Raw genomic sequence first — 21,802 nt, 5'->3', positions numbered from 1 at the left:
GACGATTAGCAGATTCGTCCGGTTTTTCAACTATTCTTCTTCTTCTCCAGTCAGCTTGTTTGCTTTATTTCCAGCTGATTGTGTGGAAGGATTCTTTCTCCAGCGAAAAGGTATACTTTTTTCCACCAATATTGATCACAGCTTCCCGTGCTTCTTTAAACGGGTTTTGAACAACAATGACGTTCGTGTTGTCCGGATTGCGAAACGCAACAGCGCTTCCTGTCCAAGGTCCTTCCATTTCCACACGCCGTGCACCCGGCTTCACAAAGTGGGAAAAGTGCTTCATTACAAAGTACTCGGGATTGAGCTCAACTTTCTGCTTCTCCACCTGAGAGGTCATCATCGCATTTTGCTTCCATCCCCACGTGCTTTTTCCTTCTGGCTCTAAGATCATATTCCAATATATATAGGCGTTGGCTCCGTTCACAAAATAGTGGCGATACAGGTTAAACACATACTGCGCGTATTCCCATGTATTCTGACCGTCGCCACATTCATTTTCCGTTTGCATGTAGCGCTTGTCCGGATAGCTTTGAACCGTTTGCTGCAGCGCATATTTCCCCGCCCATTGAAAACCAACACCCGAAATATACTTTGCCGCCTCCGGGTCACTTAAAGCTGGTGCCGCAATCGCGTCATAATCGGAAGCGGACTTTGTGAACAGGTCCCGTTCAATGCCGTTAATGGTGCCAAGCCAAATTTCCGTTTGAAGACCGTGCTGTTTAAACGCAGGCCCGAGGTAATCACGGATAAATTCACGTAGCTGTTCACCGGTCCATACACACGAAGGAAACTTCTGATCAGCCACCACTTCATTTTGAACATGCACTTGATGAATCGTAATGCCCTCTTCCGCATATGCCTGCACAAATTTAACGAAATAAAGCGCATATGCAGTTAAAATAGCCGGCTCCCAGCGGAGTGTACCATAATTGTAAGCCTTCGGAAATTTCATCCACGTTGGCGGGCTCCATGGTGAGGCGAATAATTGCAAATCAGGATTGCGCTTCAACGCTTCCTTAATATATGGAATTAAATACTTCCGGTCCCGCTCAATGCTAAAATGAGCCATGTCTATATCATCATCTGTTTCATTATGACTGTACCATTCGAGCGCATAGTCGCTGGCACCGATTGGCAGTCGGCAAATTGAAAAGCGGCAATCTCCGTCCGGTGAAAACAGGGCTTCGTACACCGTTTGCTGCTCCTGCTCCGGGAGCTGTTGGATGGCGTGATAGCCGAGTTCATTAAAGCAGCCTCCGAATCCTTCAATGATCCGCTTTCCTTCTTCCGTGACCGTTATATTTACCGCGGCACTTGTTTTTTGCTCCGGCTGTTTTTCCTGCCAGAGCTGATCCTTTGCTGTGGCAATCCACTGTATCGTTGTCATGATTCACACCTTCTCCTTTTACTGTATTTCCAGGATGAAAAAGGACCACGGCTCGATCGATAGCTCCTGATCTTTTTCAATGATTGCGCCTGACTGCAATTCGATTGATTTTTCATACGGCGATTGGATGCTTTGCGTGTTCCACGAATAGTTAAATAAAAACTTGATCTGTTTGCCTGCTTCGTTGACGGCGCTTTTGATGATCAGCGGGAAGGCATAGTGCTGCTCCGTTCCACACAGACCTGCTCGCTCCAATGCCTGCTGTAATATGCCCGCCAGCAGCTCACGTGAGACGATGCAGCCGACATAAGTCGCATATCCTTTCCCATATGAATTGCCCGTCACAGCTGCATATTCTCCCCAGGCCGGATGGTCATAGCGTGCCAGCGTTTCGGCCGTTGTCGGAATGAGAAGCTCCATCCATGTGTGAACCTCGTTTTCATTTACTTCCACGTTATATGAATGATCCGCCAGCTTCACATTTTTCGGTTCGGCGAACATTTGATAGTTTACGCCGCATGTTTCAGCAATTCGTCCAGGCTGCATCGTTGTGCGCACTTGAATGTGTTCATTCGTAAACCCTGATTTAAAGGTAAACAGCGCATGTCCACCCTTTTCCACAAACGAATTGATCCGATCCAGCAGTTCATCTGATGCGACATACAGACAAGGGGCAATCAATAGCGAGTAGTCATCAAAGCTTTCGGTGCCGGGATGAACAATATCGCATTCTATATTTGCCTTATATAATTCATCATAAATGAGCCGGACGATGTCGTTGTAATTCAGCTCTGTCTTTTGATTGAACGGGAACCATTGCAAGCCGGTTAACGATTCGTTGCTGACAAGAATAGCTACTTTGTTTTGTTTCTTTAAGTTCACCAGCTTTGGAGACAGCCGGTTAAAGTCCGCCCCGATTGTTTTCGCTTCATTGTAAACCGGATTGGGCTGAAGATCGTGGCTTAAAAGACCTTTCCAGTACGTTTCAAATGAATTGTGAATCGAATGCCAGTGCCAGTACGCCACCATATTTGCACCGGAGGCCACGTGGCTAAAGGCTTGAAGACGGAGCTGGTTTGGATAAGGTGTCCAGTTGGAAAAAGCCTGTGCCTCTGTTTCCAGTACCAAATAATTTTTTCCTTTTGTAGACCGTGCGACATCTCCGCCAAATGAAATCTCAATCCCTGTTAAGTCATTCTGTGTCGGATGATAAATGTCCACTCCGGTCACATCAAACGGTTCGGAGGCAGTGAAATGATTGACATTCGGCTGTACGCCAAAAGAATAGCCTCTCCACTCAAAATCGAAGTTTTGCGTAATAAAATGCTCCGGCTTCCGGTATTCCTTCACAATGTCGACCTGCCAGGATAAAAACCGGTCGACGAGGCGGCGTTGAAAGGCTGAAAATTCTGCCCCAAGGCTGCCATTGATTGTACCGACAACAGAAGGCATATCCTCCCAGCTGTTTACTTTGTTGCTCCAGTACGCCAGCCCAAACTCTTTATTCAGCGCATCAGTCGTGCCGAATTTCTCTTTTAAATACTTCACAAACTGCAGCTGAACATTTGGACCGCTCGTATCATAATGCTTTGTTTCATTATCAATCTGGTAGCCGATCACTGCCGGATGACCACTTACCTGCTCCATCAGCTTTCGGATAATCCGTTCTGCATAAAACAAATAAACTGGGCTGGTAATGTCCATAATTTGCCGCGCGCCGTACTTGCCCGGCCCTTTTTTCGTTTCTGCCAGCACGTCCGGATGCTCCTTCACCATCCACGTCGGCACCGCATACGTCGGTGTTCCGACGATGACATGGATGCCGGCTTCATGCATGGCATCCAGCACCCGGTTGACTGACGTGAAATCAAACACGCCATTTTGCGGCTCATGTGTACTCCAGGTGGATTCCGCAATCCGCACCATATTAATGCCGGCGTCCTTCATCATTTGTATATCTGTGTCCAGCCGTTCATACGGCATGTATTCATCGTAGTAGGCAACACCATACAGCAGCTTCTCCATCAAACCTCACTCTTTCTTCTTTTTATTTAATCGCTCCGTCCGCAATTCCTTCTAAAATATATTTCTGGAAGAATGCGTAGAAGACAACGACCGGCAACGCTGTTAACACAAGGGCAGCCAGAATTTTTGGCCAGTCCGCAGCATATTGGCCGAACAGCATATTGATGGACAGCATGAGCGTATAATCGTTCACATCTGTCAGCATAATGAGCGGCAGAAGGAAGTCATTCCACAGCCATAGCACGTTTAATACTAAAATCGTTGCTGTAATCGGCTTTAAAAGCGGAAAAATAATTTTCGTGAAAATTTGAAAATCATTGCAGCCATCGATTTTTGCGGCTTCCTCCAGCTCTTTCGGGATCGCTTTAACAAACCCATGATACAGAAACACCGCCATGTTCACGCCGAGCCCGATATAAATAAAGCCGAGTCCGATTAAGGAGCCTTGCGCACCGACTCCTTTTGCCATCTGGCTGAGTGTGATCATGATCGAATGAAAGGGAACAAGCATGGAGGCGACAAACAGCATGAACAGAAAATTGCTGAACTTCCCAGACGTCCGAGCCAGCTTGTACCCGGCAAGTGAACCGCAGAAAACAATTCCGGCCAGTCCTACAATCGTGACTATCAATGTATTAAAGGCGCTGCTGAGTAAATTCAGCTCTTGAAAAACGCCAATGTAATTGTCAAAAGAGAAATTTTTCGGCAAAGCCAGCACCGAATCGAATATTTCAGCCTGTGTTTTAAATGAGTTGATCACGGACATGTAGATCGGAAAAAAGGAAACAACCGCGAAAAGGGAAAGAATGAGATTTACCGACCATGAAGCGGCTTTACTTTGTTTCATTACGCTTCAACCTCCTTGCGTTTTAACACTCTGATTTGAATAATCGTAATGATGAGCACGACGAGAAACAAAATCATCGCCTTTGAGTTGGCGTATCCAAACCGGAAGTTGTTCGAGAACGCTTCCTGGTAAATATTCAACGTCATAACCTGTGTAGATGTCCCAGGGCCCCCTTGTGTCAGCGCATACACTACATCAAATACTTTAAACGCGCCATTCAACGTTAAAAATGAGCAAATTGTTATCGCATGCATAATCATTGGAATCGTTACATGGCGCAGGCGCTGGAAAATGGTTGCGCCATCAATCATGGCCGCTTCTGACAATGATTTCGGCACACCCTGCAGTGCTGCCATGTAAATGATCATCATGTAGCCAATTCCCTGCCAGAGTGAAACGATGACGATCGAATAAAAGGAAACCTTCGGGTCACCGATCCAGGACTGATCGAGAAACGAAAAGACCGCTTTTTGAGAAAGCTCTGGAAATACGTTGGTGAAGATGAACGAAAACATAAAGGCGCTGATGATTAAGCTGATCATATTCGGCATAAAAAAGATGGTTCTGAAAAAGCCTTTTGATTTTATTCTGGATTCAATGAGAAGCGCAAGGAACAGCGCAATAATATTTTGCACGAAGAACACGACAATCGTGTAGCGCAGTGTAAAGAAAAACGAGTGGCGGAATGCAGGGTCATCCCTAAATGCTTCAATGTAATTCGCAAATCCAACAAAGTTGTACGTTGGGTTCAAACCGTTCCAATCGGTGAAGCTGTATACGCCGGCCCCAATCATTGGGATAAATAAAAAGATAAAGTAAAAAACGAACGCTGGCAGAACGAAGAGAATCAAGCCAAGATGGCTGCTTTTCGTCCGCAGTTTTTTTTCTTTTTTGCGCACATTGACTGACGTATTCTTTTTGTCATTAATGGCTTTTACCGTCATTCTTTATCAGTCCTTTCGTTGTTTGATAGTAGGAAAGACAGCTTGAAAGCTGCCTTTCCTCCACAACTTATTTATTCAGCTTGTTGTATTCCTGCCATGCGCGGTCAAGGCCTTCTACGACTTCATCCTGTGTGGCATCTTCCGCATAGTAGCTTTGAAGCAGCTTTTCGGACGCTGATTTCACCGCTGCCGGAATGGACGGGTCCTGATACACCTTGCCTTCTTCTACATATTTTGCTGAGTCAACAAGCCACGGATACGGCTCGAATGTGTGAACATCTGAAATCGGGTTAAAGCCAAGGCTTTCATATAGCTCGCTTGAGTCCTGCTCATCAAGGATATAATTGATAAAATCTTTTGCGACATCTTTTACTTCACTTTGCTTTGACACAGCCAGTGACGTCGATGTACTTAAATCAATCAATGTCGCATTTGGGTCATCATTGATTGGCAGGGGAGCAACACCGAAGTTAAAGTCTGGATTGGTTGCCATTAATGATTCGGCCATCCACGGACCCTGTACCCACATAGCGGCTTCGCCGGCTGCAAATGCGGCGGCTCCCTGATCTTGTCCAACTTCAAACGGACGGTCTGTTCCATGCGCATGAACGAGATCAATAATAGGGAACATCTCATCCTTCAGCTGATCGAACGATGTGTCATCTGCATTCATTTTGTCAATGAAGCCGGCCTGTGATGTGCTCTCAAGCGCACCGACTGTTAGCGGCAGGAACAGCTGTGGAATGTAAGAATCTTTGTACGCCCGGATAAACGGTGTGACATTTGCCTCTTCAAACGTTTTCACGGCTGCTTCTAGCTCTGTGAACGTTTGAGGCAGCTCTACCCCGTGCTTTTCAAATAGATCCTTGTTGTAAATGTAGCCCCACTGAAGCGTTTCAAGCGGAAGAGCTAGAACACGATCATCCTTGGTTACTGCCGGTGAAACCGTCTCGTACATTTTTTCTACAAAGGGCTCTCCTGATAAATCCTCCAGGTAACCGGCTTTATCATAGACAGGAATATCGTTTACAGCATGAAGGGCAAAGACGTCTGGACTGTCTCCAGATGCAAGCCGCGTTTTCAGCAGCTCGTCCGCTTCATTTACGCTCGGAAGTTCAAGCTTGACCGTCACATCTCGTCCCTCTTCTTCTTTCTGCTTGGCGACGAACTGGTCGATATAGGTTTCATACTGCTCTTTAAAGCGAGGCTGGCCGATAAACACCTTCAGCTCCACTTGATCCGAATCCCCCGAGGATGACCCTCCTGATGAGCTGCTTTCTCCTCCGCAGCCTGCAAGCATTCCAGCGATTAAAACGGATGCGAACGGCAAAGTAAACGCTTTCTTCATTTCCATCTCCCCTTTGCTTTTTTTCTATCATAATGTGTTTTCGCACCTTAATAAATCGACAATATTAGCGCTTACATTTGTATTATATTAACCTTTCCTCATGCAGCCAGGCGAAGTGCCGTACACTTTTTTGAACAGCCGGTAAAAGTAAGAAACATCCTCGTAGCCGACCATACTGCCGATTGTTTTAAATTGAAGCGTCGTTGTTTCCACCAGCTCCTTTGCTTGTGCCATCCGGTATTCAATAATAAATTCTGTAATGTTACAGCCAAATTTCTTTTTAAAAGCGGTCGTCAAATATTCCTTGCTCACGAAAAATTTCCTGGAGATCATGCCGAGTGATAAGTCGGCTGATGCATAATGCTCTTCAATATACTCCTTAATTTCGTCCAAGTTGACCCGTGACTTTTGCTTTGCCCCTTCTTTTATTTTCTGAATGGCTGCTTTCCCAATCTGCTGCATATTCGTCAATTGCTCTTCAACTGAAAGGGCCGGCTCATACAAAAATTCTTTTCGTTTAAACCCAAGGTCTTCTGCTGTAACGTCAAAGTGTTTCATAGTCGTCTCCATCAACACAACAAACTGTTTGTGAAGATGATAGCGGAAGGCTTCATTTCGTTTCAGCACCTGGGTAAGCTTTGTGTCAAACGATCGTATGGTTGCATGAAACTGTTCCGCGTTTAATTCTTTTAATGAAAACCCCAGCGTCCCGAAAAAGGGATCTGTGATCGTTGTCATTTCCGGCTGCTTGGAGGCAAACAGCGGGCTGCTCATTTGCTGCTCCTCCTGCTTCCGCATTTCCATAACCGCTTTTCCGATCGCTTGATTAAGCTCTTCTCCATCCACCGGCTTGGTCAAATATTCAACCGCTCGTGCCCTGATGGCCTGCCGTGTATACATAAAATCCTGATAGCCGCTCAGCACAATGACCGGGAGCTCCGGGTATTCCCGCTCCAGCACTTCAAGCAGTCCGATGCCATCCATACCGGGCATTTTCATATCAGTGATGACCATATCCGGCCGTTTGGCTTTGATTTTCTCAAGGGCTTTTTCACCATTTACCGCTTCGTCAAGCTCGGTAATACCCCATGACTCCTGGTTGATCAGCGCCTTTACTGTATCACGCGTCCATTTTTCATCGTCAATAATTAATACCGTCGTCATCGTCATGTCACTCCGTTTCTGCAGAGGGGATTCGGATCGCCACCTGCGTATATTCGTTTTCAATACTTTCAAGCTCGATGCCGTATTCCACGCCGAAGTAAAGCTTTATCCGGGCATCGACGTTTTTAATACCAATGCTGCGCTCCTCTGAAAAACCATCTGCTGCTAATTTGTGCTGAACTTCCTGAAGCCGCCTTTCACTCATACCAACGCCGTTATCCTTCACAATAATCTCGATCTCATCAAACACTTTTTGAATGTCGATCTTCAGAATGCCTTTTTCCGTTTTTCTCTCAAATCCATGCTTGAACGCATTTTCAATAATGGGCTGAAGGGATAGTAAAGGAATAAGCGAATCGTTTACTTCTTCATCAACGAACAGCTGGATGGAAACGTCCTCACCAAAACGGACCTGCTGAATGTATAAATAATTGTTTAAATGAGCGATTTCTTCCTGAATTGGAACAAGATCTCCCTGTTTATTCGTAATGTAGCGGAACATAAGCGCCAGCTTCTGTGTCATGCTGTAAATATCATTTGATCCATTTTTCAGCGCCATTCCTCCGATCACTTGAAGCGTATTGTACAGAAAATGCGGATTAATTTGTGCCTGAAGCGCTAGAAACTGAGCGTCCCTTGTTTCCATTTCACGCTTATAGTTTTTCTCGATTAAATCTCGAATCCGGTCGATCATTTCTTTGTATTTCCGGTGCAGGATGCCGATTTCATCCGTACGGCTTGTTTTCATGTTCACACGAAAATCGGTTTCTTCCACGCGGTCCATTGCTTTTGTCAGGGACACAATCGGTCTGGCAACTTGATTTGACACCAGTATAGAAAGGATCGCCGTCAAAATCATAGATACTAGCAAGATCACTGCTCCAGATCGTCCGATATAAACGGCACCGACCATCATGACCTCTTTGGGGACCATTTTCACTAAAATCAAATCGCCCTCCATCATTGGCTGAAGAAAATAATAATGTTCGTCCTCCACTAAATAAGCACCTTTTGTTGAACGATCTGCCACCTTTTCGCTAAATGCTTTTGTAAATGTGACATCCTCCGGGCTGTAAAGAGCCTCTCCCTTCCTATTCAGAAGAACAATATGCTCACCCTCGTTGCTTTTTAAATTTTCTGCAATATGATCCATAAAAGAAAAATCGATGGCAATTTGAATTTTTCCGACGACCTGCTGGTTTTCAAACCGGTAAATATACCGCTCAAATGAAAAGGTTCCTGCTTGTTCGTCGACTCTGAAAATGGCCTGCTTGTTGTCTTGCCTTGCGGGTAAATCCAAGTAGGGATAAACGAAAAAGTCATTGTCCTTCACTTGGTACAGCTGATTGTTTTCAAATGAGATAAGGGAAGCTGACACCATATCGTCCCGTCCATTAAATAAGCCGAAAAGCTTGTCCCGGACATAATTCATCCGATAAAACACACCAGCTGTATCAATGTTTTCCACGGACGCGATACTTGGCACAAGCTGCTCATCGACCATTTCGTCAAACAGAAATTCGTCGTAAAGCTGAATCTGTTCCTCCATATAGCTTCCGGAAAGCGCCAGCCGTGAGATGTTGGAGCTGATTTCAGAGGATTCTACCGTGCCGCGGGAGATTTGCGTTGAAATGACCATGAAGATCAGCAATGGAACGATCATCACAAGCAGCAGTGTCCCCATCAGTTTTCGCTGAATGCTATTTAAAATGGTATTTCGCACAAAAATGAGCAGCTTTTGCTTTATTCTCATAAAGCTGCCTCCTTTCTAACTTAATCATGTAATCGATTCCATTTTGATCGTAAAAAGCTTTTTTGACAAGACAAAAAACAAACGTGTCAGGGGAATATAGGTATTTCTTTATGGCATTTTCTTTTTTATGAGCAACATAAAGACGGTTATCTTTCTAGAAAAGAACATTCAGGGGCTCCGGGCTGCCGGCTCCGCTTTCCTACTGGGCGAACGCTGAACCAGCCCAAAAACCGTGGCTGTTTCACCCTGTCCGCTCGTCCAGTGGGAGTCTTCGCCGGCCTCCCTGCGCCCGTTGTGGTTCTAATGAAACAGTGAGGATAAAAGATAAAAATGCTTGAAAACGGCTTGTTTTCAATGACTAACGAGTAGATGGATGAACAGAAGCTTCTCTTTTTTCGTGTGAAGAGCAGAATGGTTTTTTTCGTTCATCACGCTTCTTTTGGATTTTACCAGCTGCGTTTCCTCCCCACTAAGGGCGGCTGGCGCAGGACGGAGACTCCTTGGGATCAAGCGGGTCAGGTGAGATCCACTTTTGACGCATCAGCGTCAAAAGTTAGCTCACCGCCCGCCCCCAGGAACGCGCAGTCCTGCAGAAGCCGCCCAGACTGTGTTCGCGCAAGCACATTAGCTTTAAAAAAGAGAAAGGGTCACCTGGTTTTCATTGACAAAGGCTTTTTCAACAGCATGAAAAAACACCGCAGCAATAGTAAGCTGCGGTGCTTTTTGATTTTAGCGGTCTTCGACGACAATATAAGCGGCTTTCACCGGGCCATGCACGCCGACGACTAAATTCATTTCAATGTCGGCTGAGTTGCTCGGTCCGGTTACAAAGTTAATGCACGAAGGAATCGTTTCTCCTGCCTGAACACGGCGGGAGATTTCCTGTGCGGCCTGCGTCATGCGCGGCACGATCGTGCTTTTCGGAATAATCGCAATGTATTGCTTCGGAAGCAGGCTGACCGTACGCCCTTTGCCTGTGCTGGAAAACAGCACGACTGTACCTGACTCCGCCAGCGTCATGTCGCTAAAGGTGATGCCGACGTTTGCCTGCTCGGCTCTAGCAATGTTTTCTTTGCCCTGTTCAGCGTCCCATTTGTGCACGTCTACGCGGCGGGACGGCCACGTTTCATCGATGAGAGAAGCAAGACCGAATTCCGTATAGCGCGGATCATCCCAAAGCGAAATCGGTCCGCCGCCGTACAGATTCACGGTTGCTTCGAGTACGTCAGCCAGCTTTTCTCCTGTTGTTTCAATTAACTCGGTGTGAATTAACCGGCACTGGTCCCGAAAAATCGTCATCAGTTCATCCGGTGTTTTGTTCGTGAGCGTCTTATCTTGCGGACGAAACTGCCAGTTGCGCTCCGGCTTGACGGTTGTATTTCGGCTGCGGCCAAGCTGTTTGGCAACATTATTTAAAAATGCATCACGGTGATGGATCATTGCCCGCCGCCTCCTTTTTCATGTTCTTTAAACCAGTCACGGAACCGTTCCTTATTCGGCGCCGGGAATTCGCGAATTTCCGTCCATGCCTTTAGCGGTCCCGGTCCGCTTGAGATCCGGTCATTTTTCGTAAAGGGCTTCATCATCGCCGACGCCATTTTCGAGCCGGCTGCATACATCGGATTGGATGCCGCTCCAAGACCAAAGGCTTTCATCGCCAGCTTTTCCGAGATCGGCGCCCGACCTTCCCGCTCCACGATGACCTGGCGGTGTTTATGCAGCAATTCGTGAAGCGGAATCTTCACTGGACAAGCGTCGGTGCAAGCCGCGCAAAGCGTTGACGCGTAAGGCAGATCTTTAAAGTCATCATAACCGCCAAGAAGCGGTGTTAACACAGCGCCAATTGGCCCTGGATAAATCGAATTGTAGGAATGGCCGCCAATATGCCGGTAAACCGGGCAAACATTAATACAGGCCGCACACCGAATGCATTGCAGCACAGACTGAAATTCAGTTCCCAGAATGCCTGAACGGCCGTTGTCCACGATGACAAGGTGGAACTCCTCCGGTCCGTCCGCTTCTCCGTCCATGCGCGGTCCGGTCAAGGCGGTAATGTAGCTTGTCAGCTTTTGTCCAACAGCGCTGCGGGTTAATAAGCCGACAAGCACTTCAAATTCCTCAAATGTCGGCACGATCCGTTCCATGCCCATGACAGTAATTTGTGTTTTAGGCAGGTCAGTGACAAGCCCTGCGTTGCCTTCGTTCGTTACAAGACCGACCGAGCCGGATTCTGCAATCGCAAAGTTACAGCCTGTGATGCCAATATCAGCTGTCAGGAATTCCTGACGCAGCTTTTCACGCGCATGAAGTGCAAGCTCCTCCGGTTTTTCCGTCAGCTTATAATCCAGCTTTTCTGTGAACACATCCCGAATCTGTTCTTTGTTTTTATGAAGCGCCGGAGTCACAATATGAGACGGAGGATCATGCTCGTCCAGCTGCAAAATGTATTCACCGAGATCGGTTTCAATGACCTCGCAGCCTTCTTCCTCTAACATCTGATTTAAGCCAATTTCTTCTGTCACCATTGATTTCGCTTTTAAAATCTTTTTGCCATTTTTACTATTGACGACTTCACGCACATACGCATTTGCCTCATCCGCTGTTTCAGCAAAAAACACGTGCCCCCCGCGCTTTTGAATATTTTCTGTTAATTCATGCAAGTAATAGTCCAGATTGTTAAGGACGTGCTGGCGAATTTCTTCTCCGTGTGACCGCCACTCTTCCCAGTTGCCGAGCTCTTCGGCCGCATCTAAACGGCGCGTCCGCAGCCGCTCCTGTGCGCCTGCCACGGCACCACGCATAAATGTATCTTCCATATTTTTATTCACATTATCTTTAAATTTGCCTTCACCGATTTTCATTGCCATGCGTTTCTCCCCCTCACCGGCTGTTTAGCACTTCCGCGATATGCATCACACGGATCGGCTTGCCTCGTCGTTCGATCCGGCCGCCAATGTTCATTAAGCAGCCGCCATCTGCCCCAATTAAAAAGTCTGCTTTTGTTTGTTCGGCTGAATCTACTTTTTCATCGACCATCTGCTCGGAAATGTTGCCCATTTTCACTGAAAACGTTCCGCCGAAGCCGCAGCAGTTATGTGCATTCGGCAGCGGCTCAAATTGAAGCCCTTCGACATTGTGCAGCAGCGTCATCGGTGCATCCTTTACCCCGAGCAGCCTTGTCATGTGGCAGGAAGGATGGTAAGTCGCGACACCGCTCAGCTTTGCCCCGACATTCTCCACCTTCAGCACATTAACGATAAATTCGGTCAGCTCATACGTTTTAGACGCAAGCTTTTCCGCGCGCGGCCGCCAGATAGGATCATCGTGGAATATATGCTGGTATTCCTTGAACATCGTTGCACAGGACCCGGACGGCGTAACAACAACTTCCGCGTGTTCAAACGTCGCAATCATTTTTTTCATGGCATCCTTTGATTCTTCTACGTAACCGGAATTGTACGCCGGCTGTCCGCAGCACACCTGTCCCATCGGAAAGTCAATGTCACAGCCGAGCCGTTCAAGCACTTCTACTGTTGCTTTGCCCACATCTGCTTGAAACATATCGACGATGCATGTGATAAATAATGTAACCTTCACGTCGCTCACCCCAAAAGTAAGGTCATCTGATGACCTGTATAATATGATTTCTTTTTATGATACAACAAACGCTTTCATTTTCCAATGATTTTCTGTATTCAAAAAACACCCCCTGCTGATTAGTCTCAAAATCAGTAGAGGGTGCTAATTATTTTGCCATAAACTCGTTTAATACTTTTTCGACGTAGCTTAAATGCTCGGCCATAGCCCGCTGTGATTCGTCAGCCTTTTTAGATTCGATCGCCTTGTAAATCGCTTCATGCTGCTGATTCAGCTGATCCACTGTTGCACACGCCTCATATAAACAAATGCGGCGTGTTTCCCGCATCGATTCTGCCGTCATATCAGACACGTGATTCATTAAGCTGAGCAACAGCTCGTTTTTCGCAGACGCGGCCACCGCAAAGTGAAAGGCTAAATCGGCTTTTTCTCCTTGCTCAGGGTCTCCCGCGTTTGCCACCATATCAGCCAGCGCCTGCTTCATCGCCTCGAGGTCGGTTTCTTCTCTGTTTTTTGCTGCAGACGCGGCGATGCCTGTTTCTAAAATTTTGCGGACTTCCATTAAATTTTGCAGGTCTGCTTCGTTCATTAAAAGCACACGCTGAAGCGGAAATGCAATGCCGCCCGGTTCAAATGCTTTTACATACGTTCCCTCTCCCTGACGCATTTCAATGAGCCCCATCGCACGGAGGGATGTGAGTGCTTCTCGAATCGCGGACCGGCCTACTTGAAAGCTTTCAGCGAGCTGCTGCACCGAATCAAGCTTTTCCCCCGGCTGCAGCTCACCGGAACGGATCGATTCAAGCAATGTATCAGCCACTTCTTCATATATTTTTTTCGGTTTAATTTGTTTGTATTTCAACGTCGACCTCACCTCTCGTTCTATTATATACACAACAAACAAAAATTTTTATTGATTTTTTGAAAACGTTCCCCGTATAATCATAACAGGTCATCTGATGACCTAACTACTTTAAATTTGAAATCGCTTACTTAGGGAGGGGAAAGAATGAGCTTGCTTGCATTATCACTAATTTCGATTGTGCCCATTCTAACGATTATGTTTTTCCTGGTTTTATTAAACTGGCCGGCCAGCCGCGCCATGCCGGTTGCGCTCGTGGTCACAGCCGCCATTGCGATGTTCGTTTGGGGAACGGACGGCAATGTCGTGGCAGGAGCTGCTTTTAACGGTGTTATAACAGCGCTCGAAGTGATCTTTATCGTTTTTGGGGCTGTTCTTTTATTAAACACGGTGAAAGAAAGCGGTGCCATCAATACGATTCGCCGAGGCTTTATTGGCATCTCGCCAGACCGCCGCATTCAGGCGATTATCATTGCCTGGCTGTTCGGATCTTTTATCGAAGGGTCTGCCGGCTTCGGCACACCAGCGGCCATTGCCGCACCGCTTTTAGTGGCAATCGGGTTTCCTGCGATGGCTGCCGTAATGGTTTCACTTATTATTCAAAGCACGCCGGTTTCTTTCGGTGCGATTGGAACACCTATTCAAATTGGTGTTAATACAGGCTTGACCGATCAGCCGGCTGTCATGAGCGGCATTGAGTCGATTGGGATGAGCTACACGGATTACCTGCTTCACATTACATCGAATGTGGTCTTGATTCACGGCATTGTCGGGACACTGATTCCATTGTTTTTAGTGGCGATGCTGACGCGCTTTTTCGGACCGAATAAGTCCTTCCGGGAAGGGCTGAAGGTATGGAAGTTTGCCCTGTTTGCCGGCTTTGCTTTTACCATTCCATACGTACTGATTGGCACCTTTTTAGGACCTGAATTCCCGTCCCTGCTCGGTGCACTTGTTGCCTTGCTTATTGTCGTGCCTGCTGCTCAAAAAGGGCTGTTTATCCCGGATAAGGACGTATTTGACTTTCCTCCGAGAAACAAATGGGAGGAAGACTGGTTTGGCAAGCTGAATCATGAACCGGAACGCCCAGAAGGATCACAGCGGTCCATTTCAATGGGCATGTCCTGGCTGCCCTACATTTTGGTTGCCGGTCTGCTTGTGGCATCGCGGACGATTGAGCCGCTGACAGCTGCTTTGAAAGCGCCTGCACTCGTGTTTGAGAACACATTCGGCTCAGGTATTACAACGACTTCAACACCGCTTTATTTACCTGGCTTTATTTTTATCGTTGTATCCGTCTTAACATTCTTCCTTCATAAAATGAATACACAAGCCTACAGCATGGCTTGGAAGAATTCGTTTAAGACAGCGGTTTCTGCTGGTATTGCACTTATTTTTGCCGTGCCAATGATCAAAATATTTTTAAACACTTCGCTGGCAGCCGATAAGGTCAACGCGGCAACAGACTATTTAGCCGGCCAAAATATGCCGCTTATTCTAGCCGAAAGCGTATCGATTATAGCGGGTGATTTCTGGCCGATCGTTGCACCTGCGGTCGGCGCACTCGGCGCTTTTATCGCTGGAAGCAATACGTTCAGCAATATGATGTTTTCCTTGTTTCAATTCGGTGCAGCCAGCAATATCGGTCTGGACGTTCAGCAGTCGGGCATTGTGGTTGCTCTTCAGGCAGTCGGCGGTGCAGCCGGCAATATGATCTGTGTGCATAATGTCGTCGCCGCTTCTGCTACCGTTGGCTTAATCGGGAAAGAAGGCGCACTGATCCGTCGAGTCCTCCTGCCAATGACGTATTACTTACTGGCAGCCGGCTTCCTCGGCATGGCGATTATCCACGGGACGTTCAATGTTTGGCTAATCGTGTACGCTGTAATTGTTATTGCGTTCCTTGCACGCTTAATCTCTGCGAAAAATAGCTTACCAACTGTTGCAGCCCGTTAACCAAAATCCGTCCTGGTTTCCAGAGACGGATTTTTTCTTGAGTTGAAAATGGTTTTCAATTATGTGTTGACAAAAATGGAAGCAGCGGGTAAGATAATACTTGTAACCGGTAATGATAATCATTATCACTTTAGCTTTACCCCACCGATTCATTGTGCATTGTTTGGCGCTCCGAATGCCCATCCGGAGCGCCCCTTTTTTGTTTACCTTTAATGAAATGTAAAGAATATGTAAATATAGCGATTTTTTGTTTATTATGTTTTAGATCGGGAATTGAAATAGTGCTTTTCATCTTACAATTTCTGAGGAGGGTTTCGGTATGGATTCTATTTTGAAAAAGAAGTTGGTTGCAGGCGGCGCGGCAGCATTTTTATCTATTGGGGTATTAGCAGGCTGCGGTGCGGAAGAGGAAGAAACAGATACCGGCACTGAGATGGAAGAAACGGAAACGGAAGACGCAGAAATGGAAGAAGAAACGGAATAAGACGATCAAGGCCGGACTGTTATTAAGTCCGGCCTTTCTTTTATTTAAAATCTACAGCTACTTAAATATGGGATGCAGTGGTCCGATTAAAAGAAGAATCACAACCAGTACATACACTAGAATGAAGAACGATAAAATGTATTGCCGCTGTTCTTTAGCATACTTCCATTCAAAATAGGTGCGCGTGCTGTAGATCGCTATATACATAGGGATGAGGAAGGAAATAGACAAAAAACGCGGGAATTGGTCAAGCAATATAAACCCTATTACAAATGAAAGCACCATCGCAATACCTTCTGTCCAGCGATGCGTTTCGTTCACATGCTTGTAAAAGATCCCTTTTAATTTCGGAATGGCAAAATAAGCTCGCACTCCTCTTTCCAAAAAGATTCCACCAGCTATCGCCAGAACAATAAATAAAAACAGCATGACATCAATCTCCCTTTAAAAAGCTTCAATACAATGTACGTTTCATCCACTAAAACGTTTCAATATATTTTACATATAAGAAAGAGACTGGAATAAAAAAGGCCCTCTTGATGTTAGCAAGATCATATTTTTTTTGACTATACCGCGCATTCATTGACCGTTAAACTAGAAAACCCAAACGAATACGCGATAAACTTCGCATTCGTTTGGGTTTTCTATCAATATATGTTATTGTCCAAATCCTAAATAAGCAAGTGCCTGTGGCAGGCCATGAAAGGTTTTCACCTGACTGAAATCCAATCCCAGCTGAATGGCTGTCTGGGCTACCTCCGGCCGGATGCCGGACAGAACCGTTTGCACACCAATTAATTGAAGCGATTTCGTCAGCTGAAACAATTGATTAGCCACGAAGGTATCAATATCATGGATGCCTGATAGGTCCATCACAAGGTGAACGATCCTTTTTTCCGCACATTTCACTGGAATTAATTCAAACAAAGACGCCGCCCGGCTTTCGTCCATCATGCCGATCAACGGGAGAATGGCAATACTGCTGGATACGGGAATAATCGGTGAGTCTATTTCTTCAATCAGCTTTTCCTGTCCTTTTAACCGGCTTCGCGTCAAACGGTAATACTGAGTTGAAAACTCGCTAATGAGTGTGTCTAAAATAGGGTGATAGACAGCGCTCCATCTCAGCACATCTTTTTTTGTGATTTCCTCTTTTTCCATGGCGTATTCCGTAATAAAGGTCCAAATGAGGTTTCTTGTTTTATTCACGGCCGCGACAACCTCGTAAATAGGCGTGTCCCATTCAAGGCGGGTTTTCACTACTTCCTTCGTCCACTGATACACGTTTTCATGAAAAAGCTCCTGCTCCGGCAGGAATCCGCTCGCAATCGTTTGAATGGTAAATAAATGCTGTTCTTTCAGCTGTTTCTCGATCGATTCATTCACATCATTTGAATAAATAGAGCCATCCTTTTTTTGACGGGTATCGAACCATTTTTGGCTGAGTTTTGCTGCCTGACGATTTATTTCCTCGTACAGCGCTCTATCCTTTCGATCCATCTTTTCATCTCCCATTCTATCGCTCCATTCCTTATGATGCCGCTTTTCCCTTCCTAAGGAGCGTTAATCAAAAAACCACAAAAAAGACGACGTGCCTGCCCTATGCTATACTAAAAGCAAAAAGGCGGAATACGAATGAACATTACGATTACACCGGCTGCTGCTGAAAAAATACATGCGCTGAAAAACAGAGAAAACGGCTTGCTCAAGCTCAAATGGGATACAGAAGGAAACGGCTGCGTGCTGAACGGCGTTCCGACCCTTTGGTATGTGGATGAAGCAGACGCGGATCATGATGTATTGCTTGAAACAAATGACATGTCCATCTTAGTAGAAAAGCCGAAAATGGTTTTTTACGATGAAGAAGTCAAAATCGATTACTCTCGGGAAGCAGGCATGTTTCAATTAAAAAGCCCGAACCAGATCTTAAATGGCCGAATGGCTTTTCGCAACAAATAAAAGGAGCGGCTGCCAACGGCCGCTTTTTTCATTTGCTGCTTTTCAGCTCTACTACCATTATTTCAGGACGATTGAAGATGCGCTGCGGGGCCATGCTGTTGCCCAGACCCCGGTTGACGATCATCGTTGTCGAGTCCATAGCATGCGCTCCGGACGTAGATTCCGGGAAAAATCCTTGTCCCGGTGCAAACAATCCGCCCACAAACGGAATTCGAATTTGGCCGCCATGTGCGTGCCCGGTAAACACAAGATCCATGCCGGCGTTTGCATATTGAACAAAATACTCGGGACGATGGGACAGCAAAATCGTATAGGGTGCGGTCACGCTGCCTGCCTGCTCGAATGCTTCCCCTGTTTCCGTCATCAGCGGATCATCGATGCCGATTAGTCCGATTTCTACCCCATCCTGTTCAAGAGAGACCTGTTCATTCCGAAGCACCTTCACCCCGATTTCACGCAGCTTCGTTTCCTTCTCCTTAAACACCTGCCATTCGTGGTTGCCCGTCACGAAATAAACCGGTGCGATGGCCACCATTTCTTCCATTAGCCTGTACCCCGCTTCTTCGTCGTTTTTACGCCGGTCAATTAAGTCTCCAGTGTAGAATATGACATCGGGGCGCTGTTCCTTGACTTTCTTCGCAATTTTTTGCTGCTCCTGCCCAAAGCGCTTGCTGTGAAGGTCCGACAGCTGTATGATTCGGAATCCATCAAATTCTGCCGGCAGCTGCGGCGATTTCACCTCGATGTTTGTCAGCGTCAGCCAATTGTTCTGGCTATAGAAAAAAGGGATGGTCAACAGGAGAAAGGCGAAAAGGAGCATTCTTTTTTTACGCTTTCTGTTCATTTCATTCGATCACCCATTCTTTCTTTCCATTCGTTTTCCAATAAGCTCATTTCCCACAAGCTCCAATATTCGTTGCGGCACTTACGGGCGTCACGCAAACATCCTTCTTTTTGAAACCCCGCTTTTTCGTAGCAGGCAATCGCGGCCTCGTTAAAATCAAATACACCGAGGCTGACACGGTGGAGTTTAAAGGTGCCAAAAGCTTCATTTGTTAAAGCTTGTATGAGGTGGAGGCCCGCCCCTTTCCCCCGCATCGATTCATCACCAATCAGCACGTTTCTAATACGGCCTGACTCGTTTCTTCTATCTATTTTCAAAGAAGCATGTCCGATGGTTTTGTCCGTTGCTTCTTCGACTGCTTTATAAATGAATGTATCCGACGCTGGCTGATTTGCTTCTTTCAGGTATCGTTCCAGCTGGTGAATGTGCAAAGGAAAGGTGAAGCCAGTGCCGGCCCATTGAATCATGAACGACTCAGTGGGAACCCAGTCCAGCAGCTGAGAGAAATCGTCTCGTGTAAAGTAGTTAAGCCGGATCATCACCAGCCCCTCCTCTCTTTGTAAAATCGTGTATGAAAAAACGGATCTCCCCTCGAGATCCGCTCCTCCTTATAAAAACCGCTTGATCGATTTAATCGCTTCTGTATGAAGCCCCTCATGATGGAGGCTGAAGGTCAAAAATTCTTCGACTGTGAAAAGCTTCATGCCGGCCGACGTTGTAAATGGCTCCGACACAGATTCTGCTAAACGATGCCCGACCTGACGTTCAATGCGCTCTGTTTGCTGCTCCAAAAGCGCTTTTAGCTCGTCTGTTTTCGGCAGCTCCCCCTGCCAGTCTGCTGGCTTTGTTCCACGGCCGAACCAGCTGCTGAATGTCTCAGGCAGAATCATTTCTTCCCCGATAAAATAAAACGCGAACCGCTCCTGCACGAGATAAATATGACCAAGATTCCATTTTATATTATTATTAAACCGCTCAGGGACGATTAACGAAGCTTCTTCATCAATCCCTTCAGCCGCTTTTAGTGCCTGACCTCGAACGAAAGCCAGCTGGTTAAATAAAAAATGCGCCACAGCAAGTCCCCCTTTTTTTCGATTTTATCATTTAAAGCGTTTGCGATAAACTTTCCAGCATCTTAAAAATGAAAAAATCATCCTTATTTATAAAAAAAAGGATGATTTTTTAAGATTAAACCGTTTGCTCCGCTTTTTCAAGCAGATTAGTTGTTAGTCTAGACAAGCCTTCAGTCGTCTGGCTGATTTCTTGAATGGATAGCACAATTTGATTTAAGTCTTCTTTGTTTCGTCCAAACATCGTCAAGTAGTTTTCCATTTCCATTTTCACGGTGTTTAAGCCTCTTTTCACCTGCTGCAGTTTCATTTGTGACTGTTCGTTCGACTGATTTACTTCTTCCATCTGCCCAACGAGGCGGGTAATATTTGAATTGTTTTGGCCAATCAACGTGTTAATGCTGTTGCTCATCACCTTGGAATGTTCGGCAAGCTTACGGACTTCACTGGCGACCACTGAAAATCCTTTTCCGTGCTCTCCAGCCCGTGCCGCTTCAATGGATGCGTTTAAGGCCAGCAAGTTTGTTTGATCGGCAATGTCTTCGATCCCTTTAGTAATGGAAATAATTTCTTCAGATGTCTGCTTCAGCTCGCTGATACCCGATAAAGACGCGCTCACTTTTTCGGATGATTCATGGAACTGCCCCTCCATATCCGCCATTTGTTCTTCATTTTGACTCGTGAGGCTTACCAGGTTTTTGCTGCTTTTCTCTGTTTGACCGGTTTCCTTTAAAATCTGATCTGCTCTGGAGCTCGTATCTGAAATCGCTGCTTCAGTTTGCTCCACCGATGCTGCCACTTCCTGGCTGACGGAGACGATCTCCTGCTGCAGCGTGTACTTGGATTCATTGGCCCGTTCCACTTCCGTATAGCGGGCATCCATGTATTGATCAATGACCATTTGCGCATCAAGGTTCATCGCATGGGTAATTGCCTGAATCGCGTTCGACAGCTTTTTGGGATCGTGCTGAAAATGCTCAACAATTTTCGGAATAATGAGTGTATTAAAAGCGGAATATGACGCAACAAACCATGTCACAGGGACAGCATTTTTGTTATGGGTTTGGCCCATTCGTTTCCGCATGGCCAAAAAGGCTTCGTCCATATTCCCTGTCAGCAAGCTGCTGAAATAGTCTCCGAATACCTTTTTCAAACGGTCACGAGTGGAATGGTTTTGAGCAATTTCCGCCATTTCCGGACTTTTCACTAAATGATCGAGCACTTGCTCTAATACCTCATCCAGTATACTGTTCATAACCGGTGCCATTTCCTGCAGCAAATTCACCTGCTCTTGCGTATAGCCCATATAATAAAGTCGCGGTGCCAGACTTTCGTCCACCGAAGCTGCAATGGCTGATTGATCTGGAAATTGAATAGACGCTTTGAACTCTTTTTCTTTTTTATCTTTAAGGAAAGGAAACATGGTGATCCTCCGCATTCTTCAAATTACAATCTATTTTCATTATGGAGGATGCATATAGGACATTGCAACTATTATTATCTTCACATTCGGCAAAAAAACCAAAATAAAAAAAGCTTTTCAGCTTTTTTATCACACT

Annotated in this window: 20 protein-coding genes; 3 read left to right on the top strand and 17 right to left on the bottom strand. The window is 46.1% G+C overall.

Annotated elements, in window-relative coordinates; genetic code table 11:
- Nucleotides 1-64: 64 nt before the first annotated feature.
- The 11 genes from BW952_RS12065 to BW952_RS12015 form a co-directional block, all read right to left on the bottom strand.
- Complete coding sequence (locus BW952_RS12065) at nt 65-1,390, bottom strand: glycoside hydrolase family 30 protein (protein ID WP_045851931.1); 1,326 nt, start codon at nt 1,388-1,390, stop codon at nt 65-67.
- Between the two features lie 18 nt (nt 1,391-1,408).
- Complete coding sequence (locus tag BW952_RS12060; protein ID WP_045851932.1) at nt 1,409-3,415, bottom strand: beta-galactosidase; 2,007 nt, start codon at nt 3,413-3,415, stop codon at nt 1,409-1,411.
- A 22-nt stretch (nt 3,416-3,437) separates the two neighbouring features.
- A complete protein-coding gene (locus BW952_RS12055) occupies nt 3,438-4,262 on the bottom strand; it encodes a carbohydrate ABC transporter permease (protein ID WP_045851933.1) in 825 nt (274 codons plus the stop codon).
- Nucleotides 4,262-5,206 (bottom strand): carbohydrate ABC transporter permease, encoded by a 945-nt coding sequence (locus tag BW952_RS12050; RefSeq protein ID WP_082084655.1) that lies wholly within the window; start codon nt 5,204-5,206, stop codon nt 4,262-4,264. The genes BW952_RS12055 and BW952_RS12050 overlap by 1 nt, the downstream gene beginning before the upstream one ends.
- A gap of 67 nt (nt 5,207-5,273) precedes the next feature.
- The gene (locus BW952_RS12045; RefSeq protein ID WP_094031977.1) at nt 5,274-6,554 is read right to left on the bottom strand and encodes an ABC transporter substrate-binding protein; all 1,281 of its coding nucleotides are present in this window, start codon (nt 6,552-6,554) and stop codon (nt 5,274-5,276) included.
- 87 nt (nt 6,555-6,641) lie between these two features.
- Nucleotides 6,642-7,718, bottom strand: a complete 1,077-nt coding sequence (locus BW952_RS12040) for a response regulator transcription factor (protein ID WP_169714107.1) — start codon at nt 7,716-7,718, stop codon at nt 6,642-6,644.
- A 7-nt stretch (nt 7,719-7,725) separates the two neighbouring features.
- Entirely contained in the window at nt 7,726-9,471 is a 1,746-nt protein-coding gene (locus tag BW952_RS12035; protein ID WP_045851936.1) for a sensor histidine kinase, read from the bottom strand.
- 729 nt (nt 9,472-10,200) lie between these two features.
- Nucleotides 10,201-10,911: a LutC/YkgG family protein gene (locus BW952_RS12030; RefSeq protein ID WP_045851937.1), complete on the bottom strand. Its 711-nt coding sequence runs from the start codon at nt 10,909-10,911 to the stop codon at nt 10,201-10,203.
- The gene (locus BW952_RS12025) at nt 10,908-12,338 is read right to left on the bottom strand and encodes a LutB/LldF family L-lactate oxidation iron-sulfur protein (protein WP_045851938.1); all 1,431 of its coding nucleotides are present in this window, start codon (nt 12,336-12,338) and stop codon (nt 10,908-10,910) included. Before BW952_RS12025 ends, BW952_RS12030 begins: the two co-directional genes overlap by 4 nt.
- A gap of 13 nt (nt 12,339-12,351) precedes the next feature.
- Nucleotides 12,352-13,068 (bottom strand): (Fe-S)-binding protein, encoded by a 717-nt coding sequence (locus BW952_RS12020; RefSeq protein WP_045851939.1) that lies wholly within the window; start codon nt 13,066-13,068, stop codon nt 12,352-12,354.
- Between the two features lie 148 nt (nt 13,069-13,216).
- Nucleotides 13,217-13,930, bottom strand: coding sequence for a FadR/GntR family transcriptional regulator (locus tag BW952_RS12015; RefSeq protein ID WP_045851940.1), 714 nt, complete (start codon nt 13,928-13,930; stop codon nt 13,217-13,219).
- Between the two features lie 147 nt (nt 13,931-14,077).
- Here BW952_RS12015 and BW952_RS12010 point away from each other — a divergent pair, with 147 nt between their 5' ends.
- Together BW952_RS12010 and BW952_RS19490 are read left to right on the top strand one after the other, a co-directional pair.
- Nucleotides 14,078-15,886, top strand: a complete 1,809-nt coding sequence (locus BW952_RS12010) for an L-lactate permease (protein WP_045851941.1) — start codon at nt 14,078-14,080, stop codon at nt 15,884-15,886.
- Nucleotides 15,887-16,205: 319 nt separating this feature from the next.
- Nucleotides 16,206-16,370, top strand: a complete 165-nt coding sequence (locus tag BW952_RS19490; RefSeq protein WP_156149430.1) for a hypothetical protein — start codon at nt 16,206-16,208, stop codon at nt 16,368-16,370.
- A 57-nt stretch (nt 16,371-16,427) separates the two neighbouring features.
- Here the strand turns inward: BW952_RS19490 and BW952_RS12005 are convergent, their stop codons facing one another.
- Nucleotides 16,428-16,799 carry a DUF4181 domain-containing protein gene (locus BW952_RS12005; protein WP_045851942.1) on the bottom strand — a complete coding sequence of 124 codons (372 nt, stop codon included), beginning with the start codon at nt 16,797-16,799 and terminating at the stop codon, nt 16,428-16,430.
- 228 nt (nt 16,800-17,027) lie between these two features.
- Nucleotides 17,028-17,870 (bottom strand): STAS domain-containing protein, encoded by an 843-nt coding sequence (locus tag BW952_RS12000; RefSeq protein ID WP_045851991.1) that lies wholly within the window; start codon nt 17,868-17,870, stop codon nt 17,028-17,030.
- A 135-nt stretch (nt 17,871-18,005) separates the two neighbouring features.
- Here BW952_RS12000 and BW952_RS11995 point away from each other — a divergent pair, with 135 nt between their 5' ends.
- Entirely contained in the window at nt 18,006-18,329 is a 324-nt protein-coding gene (locus tag BW952_RS11995) for an iron-sulfur cluster biosynthesis family protein (protein WP_045851943.1), read from the top strand.
- A 28-nt stretch (nt 18,330-18,357) separates the two neighbouring features.
- Here BW952_RS11995 and BW952_RS11990 read toward each other — a convergent pair whose 3' ends face one another.
- The 4 genes from BW952_RS11990 to BW952_RS19815 form a co-directional block, all read right to left on the bottom strand.
- Nucleotides 18,358-19,173 (bottom strand): metallophosphoesterase, encoded by an 816-nt coding sequence (locus BW952_RS11990; protein WP_045851944.1) that lies wholly within the window; start codon nt 19,171-19,173, stop codon nt 18,358-18,360.
- Nucleotides 19,170-19,712, bottom strand: coding sequence for a GNAT family N-acetyltransferase (locus tag BW952_RS11985; RefSeq protein WP_045851945.1), 543 nt, complete (start codon nt 19,710-19,712; stop codon nt 19,170-19,172). The genes BW952_RS11990 and BW952_RS11985 overlap by 4 nt, the downstream gene beginning before the upstream one ends.
- A gap of 69 nt (nt 19,713-19,781) precedes the next feature.
- Nucleotides 19,782-20,246 carry a DinB family protein gene (locus BW952_RS11980; RefSeq protein ID WP_045851946.1) on the bottom strand — a complete coding sequence of 155 codons (465 nt, stop codon included), beginning with the start codon at nt 20,244-20,246 and terminating at the stop codon, nt 19,782-19,784.
- Between the two features lie 115 nt (nt 20,247-20,361).
- Complete coding sequence (locus BW952_RS19815; RefSeq protein ID WP_045851947.1) at nt 20,362-21,666, bottom strand: globin-coupled sensor protein; 1,305 nt, start codon at nt 21,664-21,666, stop codon at nt 20,362-20,364.
- Between the last annotated feature and the right edge of the window lie 136 nt (nt 21,667-21,802).

Source organism: Domibacillus enclensis (assembly GCF_900156125.1).
Taxonomy (GTDB): Bacteria; Bacillota; Bacilli; order Bacillales; family Domibacillaceae; genus Domibacillus; species Domibacillus enclensis.
This window is presented reverse-complemented; position numbering and strand designations above follow the sequence as displayed.

What these genes read in the sequence shown, in the direction of transcription:
- BW952_RS11985 (WP_045851945.1), bottom strand. Translation starts at nt 19,712, where the DNA reads ATGATCCGGCTTAACTACTTTACACGAGACGATTTCTCTCAGCTGCTG.
- BW952_RS12060 (WP_045851932.1), bottom strand. Translation starts at nt 3,415, where the DNA reads ATGGAGAAGCTGCTGTATGGTGTTGCCTACTACGATGAATACATGCCG.
- BW952_RS19815 (WP_045851947.1), bottom strand. Translation starts at nt 21,666, where the DNA reads ATGTTTCCTTTCCTTAAAGATAAAAAAGAAAAAGAGTTCAAAGCGTCT.
- BW952_RS12030 (WP_045851937.1), bottom strand. Translation starts at nt 10,911, where the DNA reads ATGATCCATCACCGTGATGCATTTTTAAATAATGTTGCCAAACAGCTT.
- BW952_RS12000 (WP_045851991.1), bottom strand. Translation starts at nt 17,870, where the DNA reads ATGGATCGAAAGGATAGAGCGCTGTACGAGGAAATAAATCGTCAGGCA.
- BW952_RS12010 (WP_045851941.1), top strand. Translation starts at nt 14,078, where the DNA reads ATGAGCTTGCTTGCATTATCACTAATTTCGATTGTGCCCATTCTAACG.
- BW952_RS12040 (WP_169714107.1), bottom strand. Translation starts at nt 7,718, where the DNA reads ATGACGACGGTATTAATTATTGACGATGAAAAATGGACGCGTGATACA.
- BW952_RS12025 (WP_045851938.1), bottom strand. Translation starts at nt 12,338, where the DNA reads ATGGCAATGAAAATCGGTGAAGGCAAATTTAAAGATAATGTGAATAAA.
- BW952_RS12035 (WP_045851936.1), bottom strand. Translation starts at nt 9,471, where the DNA reads ATGAGAATAAAGCAAAAGCTGCTCATTTTTGTGCGAAATACCATTTTA.
- BW952_RS19490 (WP_156149430.1), top strand. Translation starts at nt 16,206, where the DNA reads ATGGATTCTATTTTGAAAAAGAAGTTGGTTGCAGGCGGCGCGGCAGCA.
- BW952_RS11995 (WP_045851943.1), top strand. Translation starts at nt 18,006, where the DNA reads ATGAACATTACGATTACACCGGCTGCTGCTGAAAAAATACATGCGCTG.
- BW952_RS12050 (WP_082084655.1), bottom strand. Translation starts at nt 5,206, where the DNA reads ATGACGGTAAAAGCCATTAATGACAAAAAGAATACGTCAGTCAATGTG.
- BW952_RS12045 (WP_094031977.1), bottom strand. Translation starts at nt 6,554, where the DNA reads ATGAAGAAAGCGTTTACTTTGCCGTTCGCATCCGTTTTAATCGCTGGA.
- BW952_RS12055 (WP_045851933.1), bottom strand. Translation starts at nt 4,262, where the DNA reads ATGAAACAAAGTAAAGCCGCTTCATGGTCGGTAAATCTCATTCTTTCC.
- BW952_RS12065 (WP_045851931.1), bottom strand. Translation starts at nt 1,390, where the DNA reads ATGACAACGATACAGTGGATTGCCACAGCAAAGGATCAGCTCTGGCAG.
- BW952_RS11990 (WP_045851944.1), bottom strand. Translation starts at nt 19,173, where the DNA reads ATGAACAGAAAGCGTAAAAAAAGAATGCTCCTTTTCGCCTTTCTCCTG.
- BW952_RS12005 (WP_045851942.1), bottom strand. Translation starts at nt 16,799, where the DNA reads ATGCTGTTTTTATTTATTGTTCTGGCGATAGCTGGTGGAATCTTTTTG.